This window comes from Mycobacterium sp. NPDC050441, from assembly GCF_040655355.1.
Lineage (GTDB): Bacteria > Actinomycetota > Actinomycetes > Mycobacteriales > Mycobacteriaceae > Mycobacterium.
In genome coordinates, this window is record NZ_JBFAJS010000006.1 from 329,563 (window position 1) to 348,587 (window position 19,025).

A 19,025-nucleotide genomic window follows, 5' to 3' on the forward strand; every position below is an offset into this window, starting at 1 on the left:
CAACACGGTTCACCGCGTCTGGCGACGCAGGTGCTGGCGCACGACCGTGCGCACCACTCGGCGTCGTGCGCGGGCTACCGGGCCGGTCGCGCGGATCTTGTGTGCGAATCGTTCGCCCGACAGCATCAGCCGGTCTTGGACCTCTTCGATGTCCGTGCCGACCAGGGCATGGTGACGCTTTCGCCAGTTGCCGGCGATCATGACTGCCTCGATGTTGGCGATGCTGGCCTGCAATGCCGCGGCTATCGGGTCGTGGGCCGGCCACAGGTTCAATGCTCGGGCATCGATGACGACGAGATCGGCCTGCATCCCGGGGGCGATGTGGCCCACCTGGTGTGCCAGGCCGAGGGCGCGCGCACCGTGCACGGTCGCCCATGACAGCGCCTGCTTGCTGGTGAGCGTCGCGGTCGGCGCGCTCAGCCCGGTGCGGCGCAATTCCTGTTCATGGGCCAGGCCTCGCTGGTGAGCCAGGGTGATCCGGGCGGCGGTGAGAACTTCGCCAGAGACGGCGGTTTCGGTGTCGGTACCCAGAGACGGCGCCGCATCCGCGCGTAGCAGTTGTTCGGTGATCGACGTGCAATGCCCTTGACCCAGTTCGTTTTCCGGTGTCGAGGTGAAGCTGGTTCCAGTATCGGCGAGGCGCTTGACCCATTCGTCGGTCAGGCCGGTCCCGTGCACGATGTTGGCGTGCGGACCCCACAAACCCGCAGCGTCCACGGCATTCCAGCCTGGTCCGGGCGTTCCGGCGCTTTGGTGCATTGACGCGATCACGCCACGCTCGAGCGCAGCCCGCAGGTCCGCGATTGCCACGTCGGGTGCCGATAACTGCGGACCCTTGATTGCCATTCCCACGGTGAGCAGCGCGCTGTTGGCGATGGAGCCGGCGAGGAGGCGGTCGATCTCGCGCACGTCATGAGGCTTGGTCGGGCCGCCATGCGCTGTGCCGTGCAGAAAGACTGCGCGGATGCCGGCGGTGCTCAGCGCGTCGATAGCGGCGTCGGCATGGCCAGGTGTCAGGCAGTTGTGACACCAGTCGCCCACGGTCGTTGTGCCGCAGTTGATCTGGTTCAGCGACCCGGCCAATGTGCCGACGTGCATGTCGCCGGGGCTGTATTGGCGGGCGACGTGGCCGTGCGTGTGGGCCAGGTATTCCAGCAGCGACCAGTCTGTGCCGGTGAACCGTAGCGCCGTCTGCCAGGTGTGCAGGTGGGCGTTGACGAGGCCGGGGATGATGATGCGGTCGGTAAGCTCGACGAGGTCGGCGCCGCTCGGGTCGAGGTATTCGCCCATCGCGGCGATGTGATCGTCCTCGATGAAGATGTCGACTCGCTCGCTATCGGGCCGATTCGGCGCCAGGCTGACCACCTGGGCGCCGCGCAACAGAATTCGGGTCACTGGTTGTCTCCTGTCACCCTTTCGCGCCACCGCTGGCGCTGGTGTGGTCTGCGCTTCGGCGTAAATGGTGCATGCCGCTGACGGCCACGCTTGGTTTATAACGGATACAGTGTGACCGATAATGTCGTCTGGTGTCAACCGTCATCGAACGGCGGCTGGCTTGGTCCGACCGCTGAGCAGGCTGATCGGGGTGCCCGGATCGCTGCCGCCATCGGCCTGACCGCAGGCAGGCATGTTCATGCGCCCCATGGGCACTGTTACCGCGGCGTCGGTGTGTTGCTCATGGTGGGCCGTCTCCATCTATTGCCACCGGGCCCGCCACCCGCATCGATCGCCGGTTCGCCTAACCGCCCCGAGCCCGCCGTCCCGGTGCGCGTTTGTCGTCGTGGTGCGCAACCTGGTTCAAGCCGTTGATGAGGAGTTCCAGACCGAAGGTGAACTCTTGCTCCAGCGGCACGGGTAGATGATCGGCCACGCTGACGGTGGCGGGAAACGCCTGTGGGTCGAGGGTCTGCCAGATCTCGTCCTGGCCCGCGGGGTCGGAGTCAGGCGGGGACAGTTGTGTCGCGAACCCCAACACGTAGCGCGCCAGCGTGGCGCAAGCCTGCGCGGCCAACGGTGCCGCGAAGCCGGATTTGAGCAGCAGCGCGATGGTCTGCTCGCGCTGGGCCATCGCATTAGGTCCGATCGGAATCTTTTCGACCAACAGTGGCGCGACGTGAGGGTGGCGTCGGAACACATCAAACAGGCTGTGTGCCAACGCTTCGCAGGCTTGCTGCCATGTCATGGCTTCAAGTGCCTCGTTGTCGACGTGTGCCTCGGCCAACACGCTGTCGATTACCTGAGCGACCAGCTGGGCCCGGCCGGTGAAGTGCCGGTACAACGTCGCGGTACCCGAGTCCAGGCGCTGGGCCAGGTTGCGCATCGACAGCGCGTCGGCGCCCTCCTCGTCCAGGAGGGCGATAGCAGTCGCGATGATCCGGTCCAGCGGCACCGGTGGGCGGCCCCGGGATCGCCGCGGGTTCTGCTCCAGCTTGGCGCCGGTACGTGACGTGCTCACACGGCCCAGTATGCCGACCCTTGACAGCCATCACAATAACGGTAACACTGTATCCATTATGAATGGATGCGATATCGATGTTCACTCGGACTCGCGGTTCACCGCGGTCGACGGCATGCGGATCCACTACAAGCGCTCCGGATCGGGCCTGACGGTGGTGCTGCTGCACGGCAGCGCTTCCTCGCTGTACGGGGTGGAGGCGGTCGCGCAACGACTGTGGGGTTCGTTCGACGTGATTCGGCCGGATCTGCCGGGTTTCGGCGTGACGGGGCCGCGCCCCGACCGCGATTATCGGGTCGCCACCTATGCCGCGACGCTCGCACGCTTCTTGGACACCATCGGCGTCGAGCGATGCGCCCTGGTCGGCAACTCCTTGGGCGGCAACATCGCTTGGAATCTTGCGCTCGATCACCCCGAGCACCTGAAGCTCACCGGGTTGGTGTTGATCAATGGGACCGGCTATCCGGACAAGGAACTACCGGCCGCGATGGCGCTGGCGCGCAACCCCATTGTCGGTCAATTGTTGCGACGGTTCATGCCGCGCCGCGCCGTCGAGCGCAGCCTGCGCCAAGCTGTCGGACCGAACTCGGACATCGTCGACGCCGCGATGGTGGACCGCGCGCACCGGTTGTGGAACAGGCCAGGCAACCGCTCGGCGTTCGTCGACTTCCTCACCACCGACCAACCCGACCGCAGTGCCGAGATTCCCGGTATCAGCGTGCCTACCCTGGTGTTGCGCAGCGCCGAGATGGACGGCCAGCACTTCGTCCGCGACATCGCCGGCAGCATCGAAAAAGTCCATCCTGATGGCGGGCATCTACTCCCCGAGGAGGACCCCGCATGGGTGGCCGACGCGATCACCGAATTCCTGCAAGCCCTCCAGCCGCGGAACGCCAAATGAAGTACTTCGTCGCGGCTGGAGAAGACCGCCGACTCGATGCTGCCACGCGGCGCACTTTGCGCGGCGACTACATCCGTCTGTCGGATGGCGTAACGCATTACGAGCTGGCCGGGCCTGGCGGCGGTGATGTCGTCGTCCTGGCCGGTGGCCTGACCATACCGTTGTTCTACTGGGACGGGCTGGCCGCGGAGTTGCACGCCCGTGGACTGCGGACCCTCGCCTACAGCGGCTACGGGCGCGGCTACTCCGACCGCGTCGTCGCCCGCTACGACCAGGCGTTGTTCGTTCGCCAACTACGTGAGCTCATCGACCACCTCGAGGTGCCCGTCCCGTGCCATGTCGTGGGCACGTCGATGGGCGCGCTGACCGCGATGGCGTATGTGGGCCAACGCGCCGTCGGCGCCGCCACTTTGACCCTGGTGGGACCGGCCGGCCTCAGCGGCCAACCGATGCTCCAGAAACTTGTCCTGGGCAACGACTTCACGGCCAGTGTCATCGCCAAGCACGCCGGGCGCCGCATGCTCGAGCAGCATCTGGGGCACAACGTCGCAGACCCGAATCGCGCCGCCGAGTTGTCAGCCATGGTCGGTGACGCCTACCGATACGAAGGCTCGATCTACGCCTTCTTCGAGACGCTGCGGCACTTCCCGTTGTTCGACCGCGCCGAGCTCTACCGGCAAACCGGCACGCTTGCGTTGCCCATCCAATTGATCTGGGGCCGCGACGACCACGTGACTCCCATCAGCAGCCTGGATCAAGTCCGTAACCTGCTGCAGCCCAGCCAATTCCACGTCATCGACGACTGCGGCCACATGGCTCCGTTCGAACGTCCGGGCGTAGTCGCCGACCAACTGGCGGCGTTCTACGACACCTTCCACAGATCGGCGTAACCCATGACCACAACCAGCACCGCCGACGTCTTGATCGTCGGCGCCGGGCCCGCTGGCGCCACCCTGGCAATCGACCTCGCCCGCCGCGGCGTGACGGTACGTATCATCGACAAGGCGCCGCACGCCTTCGACGGGTCACGCGCTAAAGGCATCCAGCCCCGCACCCTTGAAGTTCTCGACGATCTGGGTGCGCTGCCCGACATCATCAACCAAGGCGCCCTGTACCCGCCGATGGGAATCCATCTCGGCCCGATCACCATCCCGTTCCGGATGATGGCCAAGGGAAAACGCGGCCCCGATGTCCCTTACCCCGACACCTGGCTGATCCCGCAGCGCCGCACCGACCGGGCCCTGCACGCGGGGTTCGAATCCCTCGGCGGTCGTGTCGAATTCGGCACTGAGCTGCTGGAGTTCACCGACCATGGCACCCATGTCGCCGCGCACGTCGCGACCTCCGATGGGACTGAGGACATCAACGCTCGTTTCCTCGTCGGCGCTGACGGCGGGGCCAGCCGGGTCCGCAAGATCCTCGGCGTCGAGTTCAGCGGCTCCACCGACGAGGCCGATCGCATCCTCATCGTCGACGCCGCCATCTCGGGCGGGCTGTCCCGCAACTACTGGCACGTGTGGCCCGGCATCAAGGGCCGCTTCGTGGGCGCCTGCCCGCTGCCGCACAGCGACCAATTCCAGTGGATGATCCGACTCGCGCCTGATGAGCAAGCGCCCGAAGACCTCGCACAGATCAACGCGCGCATCCAAGCGCACACCCGCAGCAAGCGTCTTGTGCTGCGAGACATCCAGTGGCAGTCGGTGTTTCGTCCCAATATCCGGCTGGCCAAGAACTACCGACGCGGCCGTGTCCTGCTGGCCGGCGACGCCGCCCACGTCCACACCCCCGCCGGCGCCCAGGGCCTCAACACCGGCATCGGCGACGCCTACAACATGGGCTGGAAACTCGGCCAAGTCCTGGCCGGAGCCGATGATCGCCTTCTCGACACCTACGAACAGGAACGACAACCCATCGCCGCCGGAGTCCTCGGGCTGTCCACCAAGAAATACGAAGGCATCGGGAAGTTCGACCCCTCCAGCATCCGGCGAGGCAAGGACGAAAAACAACTCACGCTGACCTACCACGGCGGTCCGCTGGCGCCCCTGGCCGCTGACCGCACCAAGACCCTGCGCGTCGGTGACCGCGCTCCCAACTCCGACCTCGGCACCGGCGGCGGCCACCGCGTGCGGTTGTTCGACGCCTACCGCGGACCGCACTTCACCGCGCTGGCGTACGGCCCACACGCCGCCGCCGAGTTGACCAAACTCGACTGGCCCGCAGGCGGAGCACCACTTACGCGCCTCATCATCGGCGCCGATAGCAAGTGCGACATACCCGGCGATGTGCTCACCGACCCGACCGGAGAGTTCGCGCGGATCTACGGGTTGAGCCGAGACGCGCTGTTGCTGATCCGCCCGGATGGCTACATCGGCCACATCGCGATCCACAATATCGCCGAAACCACGCGAGCCGCAGTGAAAAATATTACCCCACAGTCAATTACGTCGCAATCGTGACTGTAGGCACGGATGTCGACGATGTCGACGCGACAGGTGCGCACGGCCGGGTGACCTCCGGCGGTGTGGCCACCGCGCTGCTGGTCTACGCACTCGCTGTGATCATGGCCGGCACCACGCTGCCGACCCCGATGTATGCGCTCTACGCCAGCGCCATGCACTTCGCGGTTGCCACCACCACGGTGATCTACGCGGCGTACGCCGGAGGAGTGCTGACGGCACTCGTCGTGTTCGGTCGCTGGTCCGACGCGATCGGTCGACGCCCGGTTCTGCTTGGTGGTGTGGCCGTCGCCATGGTCAGCAGCGTGCTGTTCCTGGCTGCCGACTCCGTGCTCGATCTGGTGATCGCTCGTGTGCTGTCCGGACTGTCAGCAGGTGTGTTCACCGCCACCGCCACCGCCGCGATCGTCGAAACCGCACCGCTGAAGTGGCGCACCAAGGCCGCCGCGATCGCGACGATCGCGAACATGGGCGGGCTGGGTGTCGGACCTGTGCTGGCAGGTCTTCTCGTGCAGTACTGTCCCGCACCGCTGCATTTGGCTTTCGCCGTCCATGCGACGGCAGCGGGACTGGCCAGCTTGGCGGTCATCGCCGTACCTGAAACATCTTCCAAGACTGGACATCTAGGGTTACAGCGACTGCGACTGCCCGCCCAGGTGCGGGGAATGTTGACGTTCGCGGCGATCGGGGTTTTCGCGGGATTCGCCTGTATCGGGCTGTTCGCCGCGCTCGCGCCGTCATTTCTATCCACCATGATCGGCATCGACAACCACGCCGCAGCCGGGTTGATGGCGAGCAGCGCCTTCCTCGCTTCAGCAGCGGCCCAGGTAGCGGCAACCCGGATACCGCCCCAACGCGCGATGGCCGTTGGCTGCGCAACACTGGTGATCGGCATGATCGCCTTGACGGCGGCGCTGGTCACCACCTCACTGGCCGGACTCATCGCCGCTGCCATCATTTCCGGTGCGGGACAAGGTATCACCTTCAGTCGCGGCCTTGCCGCCGTCACCGAGCTCACCCCAGCCGATAGGCGCGCCGAAGTCAGCTCGACGCTGTTCGTGGTCGCCTACATCGCCATCTCGGTACCCGTCATCGGCGAAGGCCTCGCCGCGCAGCATTGGGGGCTGAGGGGCGCCGGAATCGGTTTCGCCACCGCTGTCGGTGTGCTTGCCGCCGCATGCCTGATCGCGCTACAAACCTGGCAGCCGCGCCGCCGGTCAGGTCACGCGCGAAGCCGGTGTTGACACCGTCTCCTCTACGTGCGAGGCCACGCCCGACGCAGGCAGGTGGAATCGGCGGCCGGCCGCGGGATTCCGGTTGCCTGTGCGGACCCGCCGGATGTGTTGTGATGTGCCTATGCCTGAGCAAAGTCCAGAGCCTGATGTCGGCGAGGACGAGCAAAAGCCGCCGGCGATCACTGCACGCGCGATCACCATGCACGGTCCCTGGGGCCCGGTGTACGGGCCTGTCGACCTCGCCATCGACGAAGGCGGCGTCACGGTGCTGGTCGCACCGGCGGGTACCGGTCGCACCGCACTGCTGATGACACTTGCCGGGCGGATGAAGACCGCGCGCGGACAGCTGACCGTGTTCGGGCGTACCCGGGCGCCTGACATCTTCCGCTTCGCGGCGCTCGCCGGGATCGATGAACTGGACACAGTGTCGGAATCGGTGACGGTGCGCGATCTGGTGACCGAACAACGCCGGTGGGACGCGCCCTGGTACACGCTGGTGGGCCGCGCCGACGAAGACGCCCTGGCCGCTGTGTGCGCGCCGGTGTTCGGTGACCTGCCGTTGCCGTCACTGACGGCGTACTTCGACGGGCTCACCGAGCTCGACCAGATCCTGCTGCGCATCGCCCTGGCCAACACCGCAAAGCCGCCGCTGCTGGTGGTCGGAAACCTGGACCACCTCACCGATGACCGCAACCGCGACATCCTGCTGGGCCGGCTGATCGCGCTGGGGGAGAAGCAGACCGTGATCACCGCGACGGTCAACGGGGTGCCCGGCCATCTGGCCTCGGCCGTACGTGCCCAACTGACAGTGCCCAACACGACGCTGGCCGAGCTGGCCGGTTCGCAGAAAGGTGGCGAGTAGCCGTGCTAGCCGGAATGTCGCTGGGTACCGACCTCAAACGTTTCTCGCGCGGCACGATGCCGCGTATCGCGCTGGTGACGGTCATCTTGCTGCCGCTGCTGTACGGCGCGATGTACCTGTGGGCGTTCTGGAACCCGTTCGGTGAGGTGGACAAGGTTCCGGTGGCCTTGGTCAACGAGGACCGGGGCACCGTCGCCGAAGGGCAGCTGATCAAGGCCGGCGACGAGGTCGCCGATGCGCTGGTCGACTCGGGTCAGCTTCAGCTGCACCGGGTTTCGGCGCAGGAGGCGGCCGACGGCGTGGCCGACGGTAAGTACTACTTCTCGATCACGCTGCCGGAGGATTTCAGCACCAGCATCTCGTCACCGTCGGGTGGGTCGCCGCATCAGGCCAACATCCGCTTCACCTTCAACGATGCCAACAACTACCTCGGTTCGATCATCGGGCAGAACGCGGCCCGTGAGGTGATCAACCAGATCAACGCCAACATCGGCGAACGCACGGTCGGCACCGTGCTGACCGGGTTGACCGATGCCGGAGCCGGCCTGGTGAAGGCGGCTGACGGCGCACAGCAGTTGGCCACCGGGAGTGCGGCGGCCAATGACGGCGCGCACCGGTTGTCTGCTGGGGCCGACGCCCTGACCACGGGGTTGGTCACCGCGCGCGACGGGTCTGCGCAGTTGGCCGCGGGCACGAGACAGTTGTCGACGGCGGTCGACCAGGCAACTGATCCAATGCTGACCGTGCTGGACCGTGTCAGCGGACTCGGCCTGGACCCCAACGAGGTCGGCATGGCCGCGCAGCGGTTGTCGGGTGCGGTGCGCTCGACCACCGACCGGATCGCGGCGCTGAACATCGACCAGGCGCAGGCCGCGGCGATCGTCGATCAGGCGGTCGGCATGCTGCGCAACAGCCCCGATCCCACGGTGCGCGACACCGGGGAGTTCCTGGCCGGTGCGCAACGGATTCTGCAGGCTCGCGGTCTCGATCCGACCACCGATGAGGGCCTGATCCGTCTGCGGGACAACGCCACCCAGTTGGAGAACGAACTGGGTGACCCGAACAGCAAGCTGCGGGTGTTCATCACCAAGGCGGTCACCGGTGGGTTGCGCTCCGACGTCGTCAAATTGCGGGACGGCGCGCACCAACTCAACGACGGTGCCCAGCGGCTCAACGGCGGTCTGGTGCAGCTGGCTAACGGTGGCCGCCAACTATCCGGTGGCGCAGGTGAACTCGCGGCCGGCACGGAGAAGCTTCAGGCCGGCAATCAGCAACTGGCCACCGCGCTCAAAGAGGGCTCGACCCGGGTCCCGTCGTGGAGCCCGCAGCAGCGCACCGAGGTGGCGCGGACCCTGGCCGCGCCCGTGGCGCTCGACATTCAGACACACAATCCGGCCGCCACGTTCGGCACCGGTTTTGCGCCGTTCTTCCTGCCGCTGGCCTTGTTCATCGGCGCGCTCATCATCTGGATGTTGTTGAAGCCGTTGCAGTCCCGTCCGGTCGTCAACGGGCTGGGGGCGCTGCGTGTGGTGCTCGCGTCTTACTGGCCCGCCCTGCTGATCGTGTTCTGCCAGGTTGTGGTGATGTATGTGGTGGTGCATTTCGGGGTGGGCCTGCAGGCGAAATACCCGCTGTCCACCGTGGCGTTCCTGCTGTTGGTGGCGGGTACGTTCCTGGCCCTGATCCAGGCGTTCAACGCCGTGTTCGGAGTGTCGGTGGGCCGCGTGGTGACGCTGGCGTTCCTCATGCTCCAACTGGTCTCGGCCGGCGGCATCTATCCGGTGGAGACCACCGCGAAACCCTTCCAGATACTGCACCCGGTCGATCCGATGACCTACGCGGTCAACGGCCTTCGCCAACTGATCGTGGGCGGGATCGACTCACGGCTGTGGGTCGCGGTCGCGGTCCTGGTCGGTGTGCTGGCGGTCTCGCTGGCCGCCAGTTCGTGGGCTGCGCGACGAGATCGGCAGTACACCATGGACAGGCTGCATCCGCCGATCGAAGTGTGAGGCGGCGTGCGTAACGCCACGGCGAGAATTCCGCCCGATTCTCGCCGTGGCGTTACGTACGCGATGCCCAGGCCTTGCGGAGCCTGCCGAGAACCGAGGCCTCACCATCACGTGAGGTGACTCTGATGACGATCCAGCCCGCGTCGATCATCTCGTCAATCCGCGCGATGTCTTTTCGGAGCTGGTCAGGGTCGGTGTGGTGGCGCCCCTCGTATTCCATGGCGATCTTCAGCTCCGGCCACGCCATGTCAGCTTCGCCGATCAGCGCGCCGTATTCGTTGTAGATGGGGCATTGCGTCTGTGGAGGCGGGTAGTCGGCGCGAACGACCAACAGCCGCAACCATGTTTCTCGCGGGGATTCCGAGCCGGGATCAACCAGCGCGATGCTGGCCAGCGCCTGCCTGATGCCCTTACGCCCGACGTGGCGCTCGGCGGCCAACGGGGTATCAGCGGCCTTCAGTCGCGCGGCCCTGGCCAAGGCGTCGATTGCGGCTATCGCGGTGTCCGCCGGAAACTTGCATGCCAGATCGACCGCCGTGCGCGCAGGCGTGGTCACCTGCATTCCGCCGATGAGGCAGACCTCGTCGTCATCGATCGCGTCTGCCCACGCGACGATTCCGCGTGCGGGCCGACGATTGCTGTCGATGATGTACGCGGGCAGGTTCGCATCGATCCAGCGTGCGCCGTGCAGGGCTGATGCCGAGAAACCTGCCAGCACGCCGCGACGTCTCGACCGCAGCCAGCAGGCCTTGGCCCGCAGAACCGCAGTCGGCAACGTGTCTTTCGCGACGTACACGTCCTGGTGCACTGCGACAAACCGACTCCGCAATTCGTACCGGGTCAGTCGTCCCGCTGCCAGCGCCTCGCTGCCGATGAATGGTTCTCCCACGGCCGAAGTGTGCCGACCGCCACCGACAGGGTCACGTGCGTAACGCCACGGCGAAGATTCCGCCCGAATTGCGCCGTGGCGTTACGTACGACGAACTCAGAGCCCGATTCGTCGGTAGCGCTCCAGGCGGGTCTGCAGTCGCTGCTCGCTTGGCACCGCGCGCAACTGGGCAAGCTCGCCGGCAATGGCGGCCGAAAGCCGTTGGGTGAAGGCCCGTGGTTCGTCGGCGGCGTCGGGATGTTCGGGCACGATCGCGTCGGCGATACCGGCCCGCACCAGGTCGGTCGAGCGAACCCCTTGCGCGGCAGCCAGTTCCGCGGCGTGTGCGGTGTCGCGGTAGACGATGGCGCTGGCACCTTCGGGCGGCAGCGGGGCCAGCCAGCCGTTCGCGGCGGCCAGCACCCGGTCGGCGGGCACCATCGCCAGGGCCGGCCCGCCGCTGCCCTGTCCCATCAGCACCGAGACCGTCGGGGTGTCCAGCGTGACCAATTCGGCCAGGCAGCGGGCGATCTCACCCGCCAGGCCACCCTGCTCGGCTTCGATCGACAGGGCCGGCCCCGGGGTGTCGATCACCAGGACCAGCGGCAGCTGCAGTCCGGCCGCCAACGCCATGCCGCGCCGGGCCTCACGCAGGGCGCCGGGCCCGACCAGCCCGCCCTCACTGCGGCGCTGGCCGACCACCACCGCGGGCTGCCCACCGAAGCGGGCCAGCGCCAGCAGCATCGTCGCGGCCTCGCCGCGCTCGGTCCCGGAGAGCAGCACCCGATCCGTGGCGCCGTGCCGCAACAGGTATCCGACGCCGGGCCGGTCCGGGCGCCGCGAAGCCAGCACCGATTCCCAGGCCGGCACGTCGGGCAGTGGTTCAGGGGCGGTGGCGGCCGGAAGCGGGACAGGAGTGTCCAAGACCACTCGGAGCGTGCGGTCGAGGGTGTCGCGCAGCAGGGCGAGCGGCACGACCCCGTCGATGACCCCGTGGGCGTGCAGATTCTCGGCGGTCTGCACCCCGGGTGGGAACGGTTCGCCGTAGAGGTGCTCGTACACCCGTGGCCCGAGGAAGCCGATCAGCGCGCCGGGCTCGGCGGCGGTGACGTGGCCCAGCGAACCCCAGGACGCGAACACCCCGCCGGTGGTGGGGTGGCGCAGGTACACCAGGTAAGGCAGGTGGGCTTGTTTGTGCAGTTCGACGGCGGCGGCGATCTTGACCATCTGCAGGAACGCCACGGTGCCTTCCTGCATCCGGGTCCCGCCCGAGCTCGGCGATGCCAGCAGCGGCAGCCCCTCGGCGGTGGCGCGCGTCACCGCGGCGGTGATCCGCTCGGCGGCGGCCACCCCGATCGACCCGGCCAGGAAGTCGAACTCGCAGGCCACCACGGCCACGCGGCGGCCGAAGATGGTGCCTTCGCCGGTCAGCACGGATTCGTCGAGTCCGGTCTTCGCCGCCGCCTCGGCCAGTTCTCGCTGGTAGTCCTCAGAGCGGGCCACTTCCAGGGGCGGCTCGTCCCAGCTCTGGAAAGAGCCCTCGTCGAGCACTGCATCACGAAGCGTCCGGGCGCCGATCCGACTCACGGCGCCAGCCTATATAGGCTGGCCACATGATTGGTGTGACCAGAGACGGCAATGTCCTGACCCTGGAATTGCAACGTGCGGAGCGGCGCAACGCGCTGAACTGCGAGCTTGTCGACGGCCTGCGGGAAGCGGTCGAGCATGCCGCCGAGCAGGACATCCGTGCCATTGTGCTGACGGGGTCCGGTTCGGTGTTCAGCTCGGGCGCGGACCTGACCGATGCCGCGGGCATGGCCGAGAAGCTCCCTGACAAGGCGCTGGCGCTGAACCTGGCGATCGACAAGGCCCCGGTTCCGGTCATCGGCGCGATCAACGGGCCGGCGATCGGCGCGGGCGTGATCCTGTCGATGATCTGCGATCTCCGTGTCGTCGCCCCCGAGGCCTACTTCCAGTTCCCGGTCGCCCGGTACGGCCTGGCGTTGGACAACTGGAGCATCCGGCGGCTGACCTCACTGGTCGGCTACGGCCGGGCGCGCGGCATGCTGCTCGGGGCCGAGAGGCTGACCGCGGAGACCGCGTTGCAGACCGGGATGGCCAACCGCATCGGCACGCTGGCCGACGCGCAGAAGTGGGCGGCCGAGCTGGCCGGGTTCGCGCCACTGGCCCTGCAGCACGCCAAGCGGGTGCTCAACGACGACGGTGCCTACGAGGAGTCGTGGCCCGAGCACAAGGAGCTGTTCGACAGGGCGTGGGGCAGCCAGGACGTCATCGAAGCGCAGGTGGCCCGCATCGAGAAGCGGCCGCCGAACTTCAACGGGGCCTGACATGCTGCGCGCTGCGCTGCGGTTGGGTGCCAGGTCGGCCTCGTTGCTGGCCGGCGGGTGGTTGGTGCGCGCGCTGAACGGGACCCCCGCCTCGGTGGGGGCCCTGCCTCGCGACATCCGCCCGGTGGCGCAGCGGTCCCTGCAGTACGCCGACGGTGTGTTCGTCAATATCGAGCCGGCCTCGCCGGGCATCAGCATGAGCCGCGAAGAGTGGCGCATGCTGATCGCCGAGATGTTGGCCCCGCGTTCGGCCAGTAGGCCGCCGGGCCCGATTCCGCTGGTCGATCCTGTCGAAAATGACGGGGAGGCGGCCGCGTGCGCGGTGTCCTGGTTGGGGCACTCGACCGCGCTGGTCGAGATCGACGGCTACCGGGTGCTGACGGATCCGGTGTGGAGCCGTCGCTGCTCGCCGTCGCGGGTGGTGGGTCCGCAGCGGTTGCACGAACCGCCGCTGCCGCTGGAGGCGCTGCCCGCCGTCGACGCCATCGTGATCAGCCACGATCACTACGACCACCTCGATATCGAGACGGTGCTGGGGTTGGCCCGCACTCAGCGGGCGCCGTTCGTGGTGCCGCTGGGGATCGGGGCGCACCTGCGGAAGTGGCGGATACCCGAAGACCGCATCATCGAGCTTGATTGGAACGAGAGCCACCGGATCGGTGAGCTGACCCTGGTGTGCACGCCGGCCCGGCATTTCTCGGGGCGGCTGTTCCAGCGCAACACCACGCTGTGGGCCTCGTGGGCTTTCATCGGGCCGCAGCACCGGGCGTTCTTCGGCGGGGATACCGGCTACACCAAGAGCTTCTCCGAAATCGGTTCGGAATACGGGCCTTTCGACCTGACCTTGTTACCGGTCGGGGCGTATCACCCGAGTTGGCCCGATATCCACATGAATCCCGAGGAGGCGGTGCGCGCCCATCTGGACGTCACCGAGTCCGGGTTGTTGGTGCCGGTCCACTGGGCGACGTTCCGGCTGGCTCCGCACCCGTGGGCCGATCCGGTGCGCCGCTTGCTGACGGCGGCCGACCCGGCCGGGGTGCAGATCGCGGTGCCGCGCCCGGGGCAGCGGGTGGACGCCGCGTCTGCGGAGCTCGACCCATGGTGGGAGTTCTGACCGGTTTCCGATGGCAAACTGACGGTTCGGCACCATCACGCCGACGGGACGAGGGCGCATGACGACGACGATCAATGTCACTGGTCTCACCGATGCCGAGGTGGCCCAGCGAGTAGCCGAGGGTAAGAGCAACGACGTCCCGACGCGGGCGGCCCGCAGCATCTCGGACATCATCCGCGGCAACGTGTTCACCCGCATCAACGCGATCCTGAGTGTGCTGTTTCTGATCGTGCTGTCCACCGGTTCGTTGATCAACGGGGCGTTCGGCCTGCTGATCATCGCCAACAGTGCGATCGGCATCATCCAGGAGATCCGGGCCAAACAGACCCTGGACAAGCTGGCCATCGTCGGGCAGGCCAAGCCCACGGTGCGCAGGGAATCCGGCAGTCGCGCCGTGCTGCCCGCCGAGGTTGTGCTCGACGACATCATCGAACTCGGCCCGGGCGATCAGATCGTGGTGGACGGCGAGATCATTGAGGATTCCAACCTTGAGGTCGACGAGTCGTTGTTGACCGGTGAGGCCGATCCGATCGTCAAAGCCGTGGGCGACACGGTGATGTCGGGCAGTTTCGTGGTCGCGGGCTCCGGTGCCTACCGGGCCACCAAGGTGGGGCACGAGGCGTACGCCGCGAAGCTCGCCGCGGAGGCCTCCAAGTTCACCCTGGTGAAATCCGAACTGCGCAACGGCATCAACAAGATCCTGCAGTTCATCACCTACCTGCTGGTGCCTGCCGGCCTGCTCACCATCTACACCCAGCTGTTCACCACCGACCCCCGGATCCTGGATTCGCTCAAGCAGACCTACCGCGACATCGTCGCCAATGAGGGCGGTTGGCGAGAGTCGCTGGGAATCATCATGAGTCAGGTCTTCACCACCGACGCGGTGTGGCATGAACCGGTGCTGCGCATGGTGGGAGCGTTGGTGCCGATGGTGCCCGAAGGCCTGGTGTTGATGACGTCGATCGCGTTCGCGGTCGGGGTTGTGCGGCTGGGCCGGCGTCAGTGCCTGGTCAACGAGCTGCCCGCGATCGAGGGCCTGGCCCGCGTCGACGTGGTGTGCGCGGACAAGACCGGCACCCTGACCGAGAACGGTATGCGGGTCAGCGATCTCAAGACGGTCGCCGAGAGCGATGTCGCAGAGGCGTTGGCGCAGTTGGCTGCCGATGACGCCCGGCCCAACGCCAGCATGGTCGCCATCGCCGAGGCCTTCGCGAGGCCGCCGGGATGGACGGCGACCGCTACGGCTCCGTTCAAGTCCGCCACCAAATGGAGCGGTGCGTCCTACGGCGAGCATGGAAACTGGGTGATCGGTGCCCCGGATGTGTTGTTGGACTCCAGCTCACCGGTGGCCGAGGAAGCCGAGCAGATCGGGGCCCAGGGACTGCGGGTGCTGTTGGTCGGGTCGTCCGATCTGGCCGTCGACGCCCCGCAGGCTCCCGGCAATGTCACGCCCGTCGCGCTGGTGGTGCTCGAACAACGGATCCGCCCCGACGCCGGTGACACCCTCGATTACTTTGCTTCCCAGCATGTTTCGGTCAAGGTGATCTCCGGGGACAACGCGGTGTCGGTGGGCGCGGTGGCCGGCAAGCTCGGCCTGCACGGCGAGACGATGGATGCCAGGCAGTTGCCGCACGAGCCGGAGCAGTTGGCGGACACGCTGGAGCAGTACACCACGTTCGGTCGGGTGCGCCCGGATCAGAAGCGGGCCATGGTGCATGCCCTGCAATCACGTGGGCACACCGTGGCCATGACCGGGGACGGTGTCAACGACGTGCTGGCCCTCAAGGATGCCGACATCGGCGTCGCGATGGGCTCGGGTAGCTCGGCTTCGCGCGCAGTGGCGCAGATCGTGTTGTTGGACAACAAGTTCGCCACCCTGCCGTATGTGGTCGGCGAAGGCCGGCGGGTGATCGGCAACATCGAGCGGGTCTCGAACCTGTTCCTCACCAAGACCGTGTACTCGGTGCTGCTGGCGATCCTGGTTGCACTGGCCGGATTGTCGTCCAAGTTGTTCGGCACCGATCCGCTGTTGTTCCCGTTCCAGCCGATCCACGTCACCATCGCGGCCTGGTTCACCATCGGTATCCCGTCGTTCGTCCTGTCGCTGGCCCCGAACAACGAACGTGCCCATACGGGTTTCGTGCGCCGGGTGATGACGGCCGCGCTGCCCTCGGGCCTGGTGGTCGGCACCGTCACCTTCATCTCCTACCTGGTGGCCTATCAGGGCCGCGAGGCCGGCCTGGTGGAACAGACCCAAGCCTCGACGGCGGCTCTGATCACGTTGTTGGTGTCCTCGCTGTGGGTGCTGTCGGTGGTGGCCCGACCGTATGAGTGGTGGCGGGTGGCGCTCGTCGCGACTTCGGCGCTGGCGTATGTGCTGATTTTCTGTTTGCCGATGGCTCAGCGTCTGTTCATGCTGGATCCGTCGAACCTCAAGGTCACCGCGATTGCGTTGGGCATCGGCCTGGTCGGGGCAACACTGATCGAGGTGCTGTGGTGGGTTCAGGGGAAGGTCCTGGGGGAGAAGCGCCGGTTGTGGAGATAGCTGGCTGCGGGGACAATAGCCAGCGGTCAGTTGAAAATCGAGAAGATAGGGTGGGCTGATGGGATTCCTGGACAAGGCCAAGGACCTTTTGTCGCAGAATGCTGACAAGGTCGAGCAGGCGATCGACAAGGCCGGCGACATCGTCGACGAGAAGACGCAGGGCAAGTACTCCGGCGCGGTCGACAAGGCGCAGGAAGCGGCCAAGAACGCCATCAACAAGGAAGAACCGCAGCAGTAACCAATGGCTAAATTGTCTGTCTCCGTCGATGTTCCGTTGCCGCCGGAGAAGGCGTGGGAGTACGCCTCAGATCTGTCCCGTTACGACGACTGGCTCAGCATCCACCGGGCCTGGCGGTCGGAGCTGCCCGACACCCTGGAAAAGGGCACGGTCATTGACTCGATCGTCGAAGTCAAGGGCATGTTGAACCGCGTGAAGTGGACGCTGGTGAACTACAAGCCGCCGCAGACCCTGACCCTCAACGGCGATGGCCGTGGCGGGGTAAAGGTCAAGCTGATCGGAAAGATCGCACCGGCGTCGGTTGACGGGGGAGAAGGCGCGAAAGTGACCTTCGACGTGCACCTCGGTGGGCCGGCCCTGTTCGGGCCCATCGGCATGGTGGTCGCCGCCGCGCTCAAGGGCGATATCCAGCAGTCGCTCAACAAGTTCAAGTCGCTCTACGCTCCGTCGTAGTCCGTCCGCGAGCAGACACAGAATTGCACGAAATCACCGATAGAAGTGCAATTCTGTGTCTGCTCGCCGTTAGAGGGTGACCAGCACCCAGATCGCCACGATCGAGCCCAAGGCGGCCGCACCGTAACTGCAGACCGCGATCGCCCGGTCGAAGCGGCCGAGTTTCAGGCCGTGTTCGAGCATGAAGCGAAACCTGTGGGCCCAGTGGAACAGCCCCAGCACGAAGACACCGGCCAGCACGATTCGGGTCAGCGGATTGCGCACCACGGCCAGTAGATGTGCGGGATCGGGGGCATCGAGCAGGCCGAGTGGGAACACCACGCCGAACAGCAACATCAGCACCGGCAGCGTCAGCGCGGTCACCATGCCCCCGGCCGAGAACAACAGCCAGAAGTACGGTTCCGGCGTTCGACGGGCCGGCGCGTTCATGCCAGCACCACCCATGCGATCACCGCCGTGACGACAAGCCAGGCGGCGTAGTGGCCGGCGAGCACCGCACCCGCAGGCACGCGCCGGCCTCGTAGATGAACGATCATCGCGCGCGGCGCCAGGCTGAACCAGGTCATGGTGTGCAACAACAGGAATGCCAGCGTCACGAGGTTCAGCACGATCACGACCGGATGAGTGCTGAAATCCACAAACCAGTCATAACGACCTGTGCCGAGTGCCCACACCAGCACCAGCAGGTAGATCACCGACCAGGCCACGAACTCACAGCTGAGCTCGCGCAGCATGTACCGCAGGTACGCGGCGCGTCTGATCCACCACAACAGAGGGACCGGCTGTCGATACGTCGTCATCTCGCGGCCCTCGGGAGTAGCAGGCTCTTCACCGAATGTGTTGCGGCCGTGAGCTTGTAGCGCTGGATCGCGCCGGCCGGATCGACGCCCTTCGGGCAGGCCACCGAGCATTCGCCGACGTAGGTGCACGCCCACGCCCCGTCGGCGGCAGACAGCACATCGCGCCGGTCTTCCTCGCCTTCGTCGCGGGAATCCAGGTTGTAGCGCTGGGCCAACGCGATCGCCGCGGGCCCCAGGAAATCCGGGTCAAGCGCGTAGACCGGACACGCCGAGTAGCACAGCATGCAGTTGATGCACATGCTGAACTGTTTGAACTCCTCCAGTTCGGCTGGGGTTTGGCGGTATTCGACGTCCTCGGCTGGGGTGTCGCCGTCACGGATGATCCACGGCTTGACCCGGGGGAGTTTGGTCATGAAGTCGCTGATGTCGACGACGAGGTCGCGGGTCACCGGGAAGTTGCGCATCGGTTCCACCCTTACCGGTCCGGGCAGGTAGTCGACGAGGAAGGTCGCGCATGCCAGTTTGGGGTCGCCGTTGATCGTCATACCGCAACTGCCGCAGATGCCCATCCGGCATGACCACCGGAAGCTCAGCGTGCCGTCGAGCTGGTCCTTGATGTAGTTCAGCCCGTCCAGTACCGCCCACTCCCGCGTGAGCGGAACGTCGTAGGACTGCAGCACCGGCTCGGTATCGGTTTCGGGTCGATATCGAGCCACCTCCATGACAATTCGGTCTGCCATC

Annotated in this window: 19 protein-coding genes; 11 read left to right on the forward strand and 8 right to left on the reverse strand. The window is 66.5% G+C overall.

The annotated features are described in order from the left end of the window. Positions 1–9: 9 nt before the first annotated feature. From AB0I14_RS19975 to AB0I14_RS19985, 3 genes are all read right to left on the reverse strand, one after another. Complete coding sequence (locus AB0I14_RS19975; protein WP_358025142.1) at positions 10–1,395, reverse strand: amidohydrolase family protein; 1,386 nt, start codon at positions 1,393–1,395, stop codon at positions 10–12. A gap of 141 nt (positions 1,396–1,536) precedes the next feature. Then, on the reverse strand, positions 1,537–1,695 hold the full coding sequence (locus AB0I14_RS19980) for a hypothetical protein (RefSeq protein WP_358025144.1): 159 nt from the start codon (positions 1,693–1,695) through the stop codon (positions 1,537–1,539). Positions 1,696–1,738: 43 nt separating this feature from the next. After that, complete coding sequence (locus AB0I14_RS19985) at positions 1,739–2,455, reverse strand: TetR/AcrR family transcriptional regulator (RefSeq protein ID WP_358025146.1); 717 nt, start codon at positions 2,453–2,455, stop codon at positions 1,739–1,741. A 58-nt stretch (positions 2,456–2,513) separates the two neighbouring features. Here AB0I14_RS19985 and AB0I14_RS19990 point away from each other — a divergent pair, with 58 nt between their 5' ends. The 6 genes from AB0I14_RS19990 (at position 2,514) to AB0I14_RS20015 (ending at position 9,918) form a co-directional block, all read left to right on the forward strand. After that, positions 2,514–3,356 carry an alpha/beta hydrolase gene (locus tag AB0I14_RS19990; RefSeq protein WP_358025148.1) on the forward strand — a complete coding sequence of 281 codons (843 nt, stop codon included), beginning with the start codon at positions 2,514–2,516 and terminating at the stop codon, positions 3,354–3,356. Beyond that, positions 3,353–4,246, forward strand: coding sequence for an alpha/beta fold hydrolase (locus AB0I14_RS19995; RefSeq protein WP_358025150.1), 894 nt, complete (start codon positions 3,353–3,355; stop codon positions 4,244–4,246). Before AB0I14_RS19990 ends, AB0I14_RS19995 begins: the two co-directional genes overlap by 4 nt. A gap of 3 nt (positions 4,247–4,249) precedes the next feature. Then, entirely contained in the window at positions 4,250–5,812 is a 1,563-nt protein-coding gene (locus AB0I14_RS20000) for an FAD-dependent monooxygenase (RefSeq protein ID WP_358025152.1), read from the forward strand. 50 nt (positions 5,813–5,862) lie between these two features. After that, positions 5,863–7,056 (forward strand): MFS transporter, encoded by a 1,194-nt coding sequence (locus AB0I14_RS20005; RefSeq protein WP_358025491.1) that lies wholly within the window; start codon positions 5,863–5,865, stop codon positions 7,054–7,056. A 112-nt stretch (positions 7,057–7,168) separates the two neighbouring features. Beyond that, positions 7,169–7,909: a hypothetical protein gene (locus tag AB0I14_RS20010; protein WP_358025154.1), complete on the forward strand. Its 741-nt coding sequence runs from the start codon at positions 7,169–7,171 to the stop codon at positions 7,907–7,909. Positions 7,910–7,923: 14 nt separating this feature from the next. After that, positions 7,924–9,918: a YhgE/Pip domain-containing protein gene (locus AB0I14_RS20015; protein ID WP_358025493.1), complete on the forward strand. Its 1,995-nt coding sequence runs from the start codon at positions 7,924–7,926 to the stop codon at positions 9,916–9,918. A 52-nt stretch (positions 9,919–9,970) separates the two neighbouring features. On the opposite strand, the gene AB0I14_RS20020 is transcribed toward AB0I14_RS20015, so the two are convergent. Together AB0I14_RS20020 and AB0I14_RS20025 are read right to left on the reverse strand one after the other, a co-directional pair. After that, entirely contained in the window at positions 9,971–10,807 is an 837-nt protein-coding gene (locus tag AB0I14_RS20020; RefSeq protein ID WP_358025156.1) for a hypothetical protein, read from the reverse strand. Positions 10,808–10,903: 96 nt separating this feature from the next. Continuing rightward, positions 10,904–12,373 carry a carboxyl transferase domain-containing protein gene (locus tag AB0I14_RS20025; RefSeq protein ID WP_358025158.1) on the reverse strand — a complete coding sequence of 490 codons (1,470 nt, stop codon included), beginning with the start codon at positions 12,371–12,373 and terminating at the stop codon, positions 10,904–10,906. Positions 12,374–12,399: 26 nt separating this feature from the next. Here AB0I14_RS20025 and AB0I14_RS20030 point away from each other — a divergent pair, with 26 nt between their 5' ends. From AB0I14_RS20030 to AB0I14_RS20050, 5 genes are read left to right on the forward strand one after another with little or no spacing between them, the layout of a single operon-like run. Further along, on the forward strand, positions 12,400–13,134 hold the full coding sequence (locus tag AB0I14_RS20030) for an enoyl-CoA hydratase (protein ID WP_358025160.1): 735 nt from the start codon (positions 12,400–12,402) through the stop codon (positions 13,132–13,134). 1 nt (position 13,135) lies between these two features. Continuing rightward, complete coding sequence (locus AB0I14_RS20035) at positions 13,136–14,248, forward strand: MBL fold metallo-hydrolase (protein WP_358025162.1); 1,113 nt, start codon at positions 13,136–13,138, stop codon at positions 14,246–14,248. Between the two features lie 58 nt (positions 14,249–14,306). Further along, on the forward strand, positions 14,307–16,793 hold the full coding sequence (locus AB0I14_RS20040) for an HAD-IC family P-type ATPase (RefSeq protein WP_358025164.1): 2,487 nt from the start codon (positions 14,307–14,309) through the stop codon (positions 16,791–16,793). 58 nt (positions 16,794–16,851) lie between these two features. Then, positions 16,852–17,031, forward strand: a complete 180-nt coding sequence (locus AB0I14_RS20045; protein ID WP_036447720.1) for an antitoxin — start codon at positions 16,852–16,854, stop codon at positions 17,029–17,031. A 3-nt stretch (positions 17,032–17,034) separates the two neighbouring features. Beyond that, positions 17,035–17,484, forward strand: a complete 450-nt coding sequence (locus AB0I14_RS20050) for an SRPBCC family protein (protein WP_358025166.1) — start codon at positions 17,035–17,037, stop codon at positions 17,482–17,484. A gap of 69 nt (positions 17,485–17,553) precedes the next feature. On the opposite strand, the gene frdD is transcribed toward AB0I14_RS20050, so the two are convergent. The 3 genes from frdD to AB0I14_RS20065 are packed head-to-tail and all read right to left on the reverse strand — an operon-like array spanning position 17,554 to position 19,024. Beyond that, entirely contained in the window at positions 17,554–17,913 is a 360-nt protein-coding gene (frdD, locus tag AB0I14_RS20055; RefSeq protein ID WP_358025168.1) for a fumarate reductase subunit FrdD, read from the reverse strand. After that, the gene (locus AB0I14_RS20060) at positions 17,910–18,284 is read right to left on the reverse strand and encodes a fumarate reductase subunit C (protein WP_358025170.1); all 375 of its coding nucleotides are present in this window, start codon (positions 18,282–18,284) and stop codon (positions 17,910–17,912) included. The genes frdD and AB0I14_RS20060 overlap by 4 nt, the downstream gene beginning before the upstream one ends. Further along, positions 18,281–19,024, reverse strand: coding sequence for a succinate dehydrogenase/fumarate reductase iron-sulfur subunit (locus AB0I14_RS20065; RefSeq protein WP_358025172.1), 744 nt, complete (start codon positions 19,022–19,024; stop codon positions 18,281–18,283). Before AB0I14_RS20065 ends, AB0I14_RS20060 begins: the two co-directional genes overlap by 4 nt. Between the last annotated feature and the right edge of the window lies 1 nt (position 19,025).

Coding starts and splice junctions, on each gene's coding strand:
- AB0I14_RS19980 (WP_358025144.1), bottom strand. CDS start 1,695: ATGGAGACGGCCCACCATGAGCAACACACCGACGCCGCGGTAACAGTG.
- AB0I14_RS19990 (WP_358025148.1), top strand. CDS start 2,514: ATGAATGGATGCGATATCGATGTTCACTCGGACTCGCGGTTCACCGCG.
- AB0I14_RS19995 (WP_358025150.1), top strand. CDS start 3,353: ATGAAGTACTTCGTCGCGGCTGGAGAAGACCGCCGACTCGATGCTGCC.
- AB0I14_RS20000 (WP_358025152.1), top strand. CDS start 4,250: ATGACCACAACCAGCACCGCCGACGTCTTGATCGTCGGCGCCGGGCCC.
- AB0I14_RS20010 (WP_358025154.1), top strand. CDS start 7,169: ATGCCTGAGCAAAGTCCAGAGCCTGATGTCGGCGAGGACGAGCAAAAG.
- AB0I14_RS20015 (WP_358025493.1), top strand. CDS start 7,924: ATGTCGCTGGGTACCGACCTCAAACGTTTCTCGCGCGGCACGATGCCG.
- AB0I14_RS20030 (WP_358025160.1), top strand. CDS start 12,400: ATGATTGGTGTGACCAGAGACGGCAATGTCCTGACCCTGGAATTGCAA.
- AB0I14_RS20035 (WP_358025162.1), top strand. CDS start 13,136: ATGCTGCGCGCTGCGCTGCGGTTGGGTGCCAGGTCGGCCTCGTTGCTG.
- AB0I14_RS20040 (WP_358025164.1), top strand. CDS start 14,307: ATGACGACGACGATCAATGTCACTGGTCTCACCGATGCCGAGGTGGCC.
- AB0I14_RS20045 (WP_036447720.1), top strand. CDS start 16,852: ATGGGATTCCTGGACAAGGCCAAGGACCTTTTGTCGCAGAATGCTGAC.
- AB0I14_RS20050 (WP_358025166.1), top strand. CDS start 17,035: ATGGCTAAATTGTCTGTCTCCGTCGATGTTCCGTTGCCGCCGGAGAAG.
- frdD (WP_358025168.1), bottom strand. CDS start 17,913: ATGAACGCGCCGGCCCGTCGAACGCCGGAACCGTACTTCTGGCTGTTG.
- AB0I14_RS20060 (WP_358025170.1), bottom strand. CDS start 18,284: ATGACGACGTATCGACAGCCGGTCCCTCTGTTGTGGTGGATCAGACGC.
- AB0I14_RS20065 (WP_358025172.1), bottom strand. CDS start 19,024: ATGGCAGACCGAATTGTCATGGAGGTGGCTCGATATCGACCCGAAACC.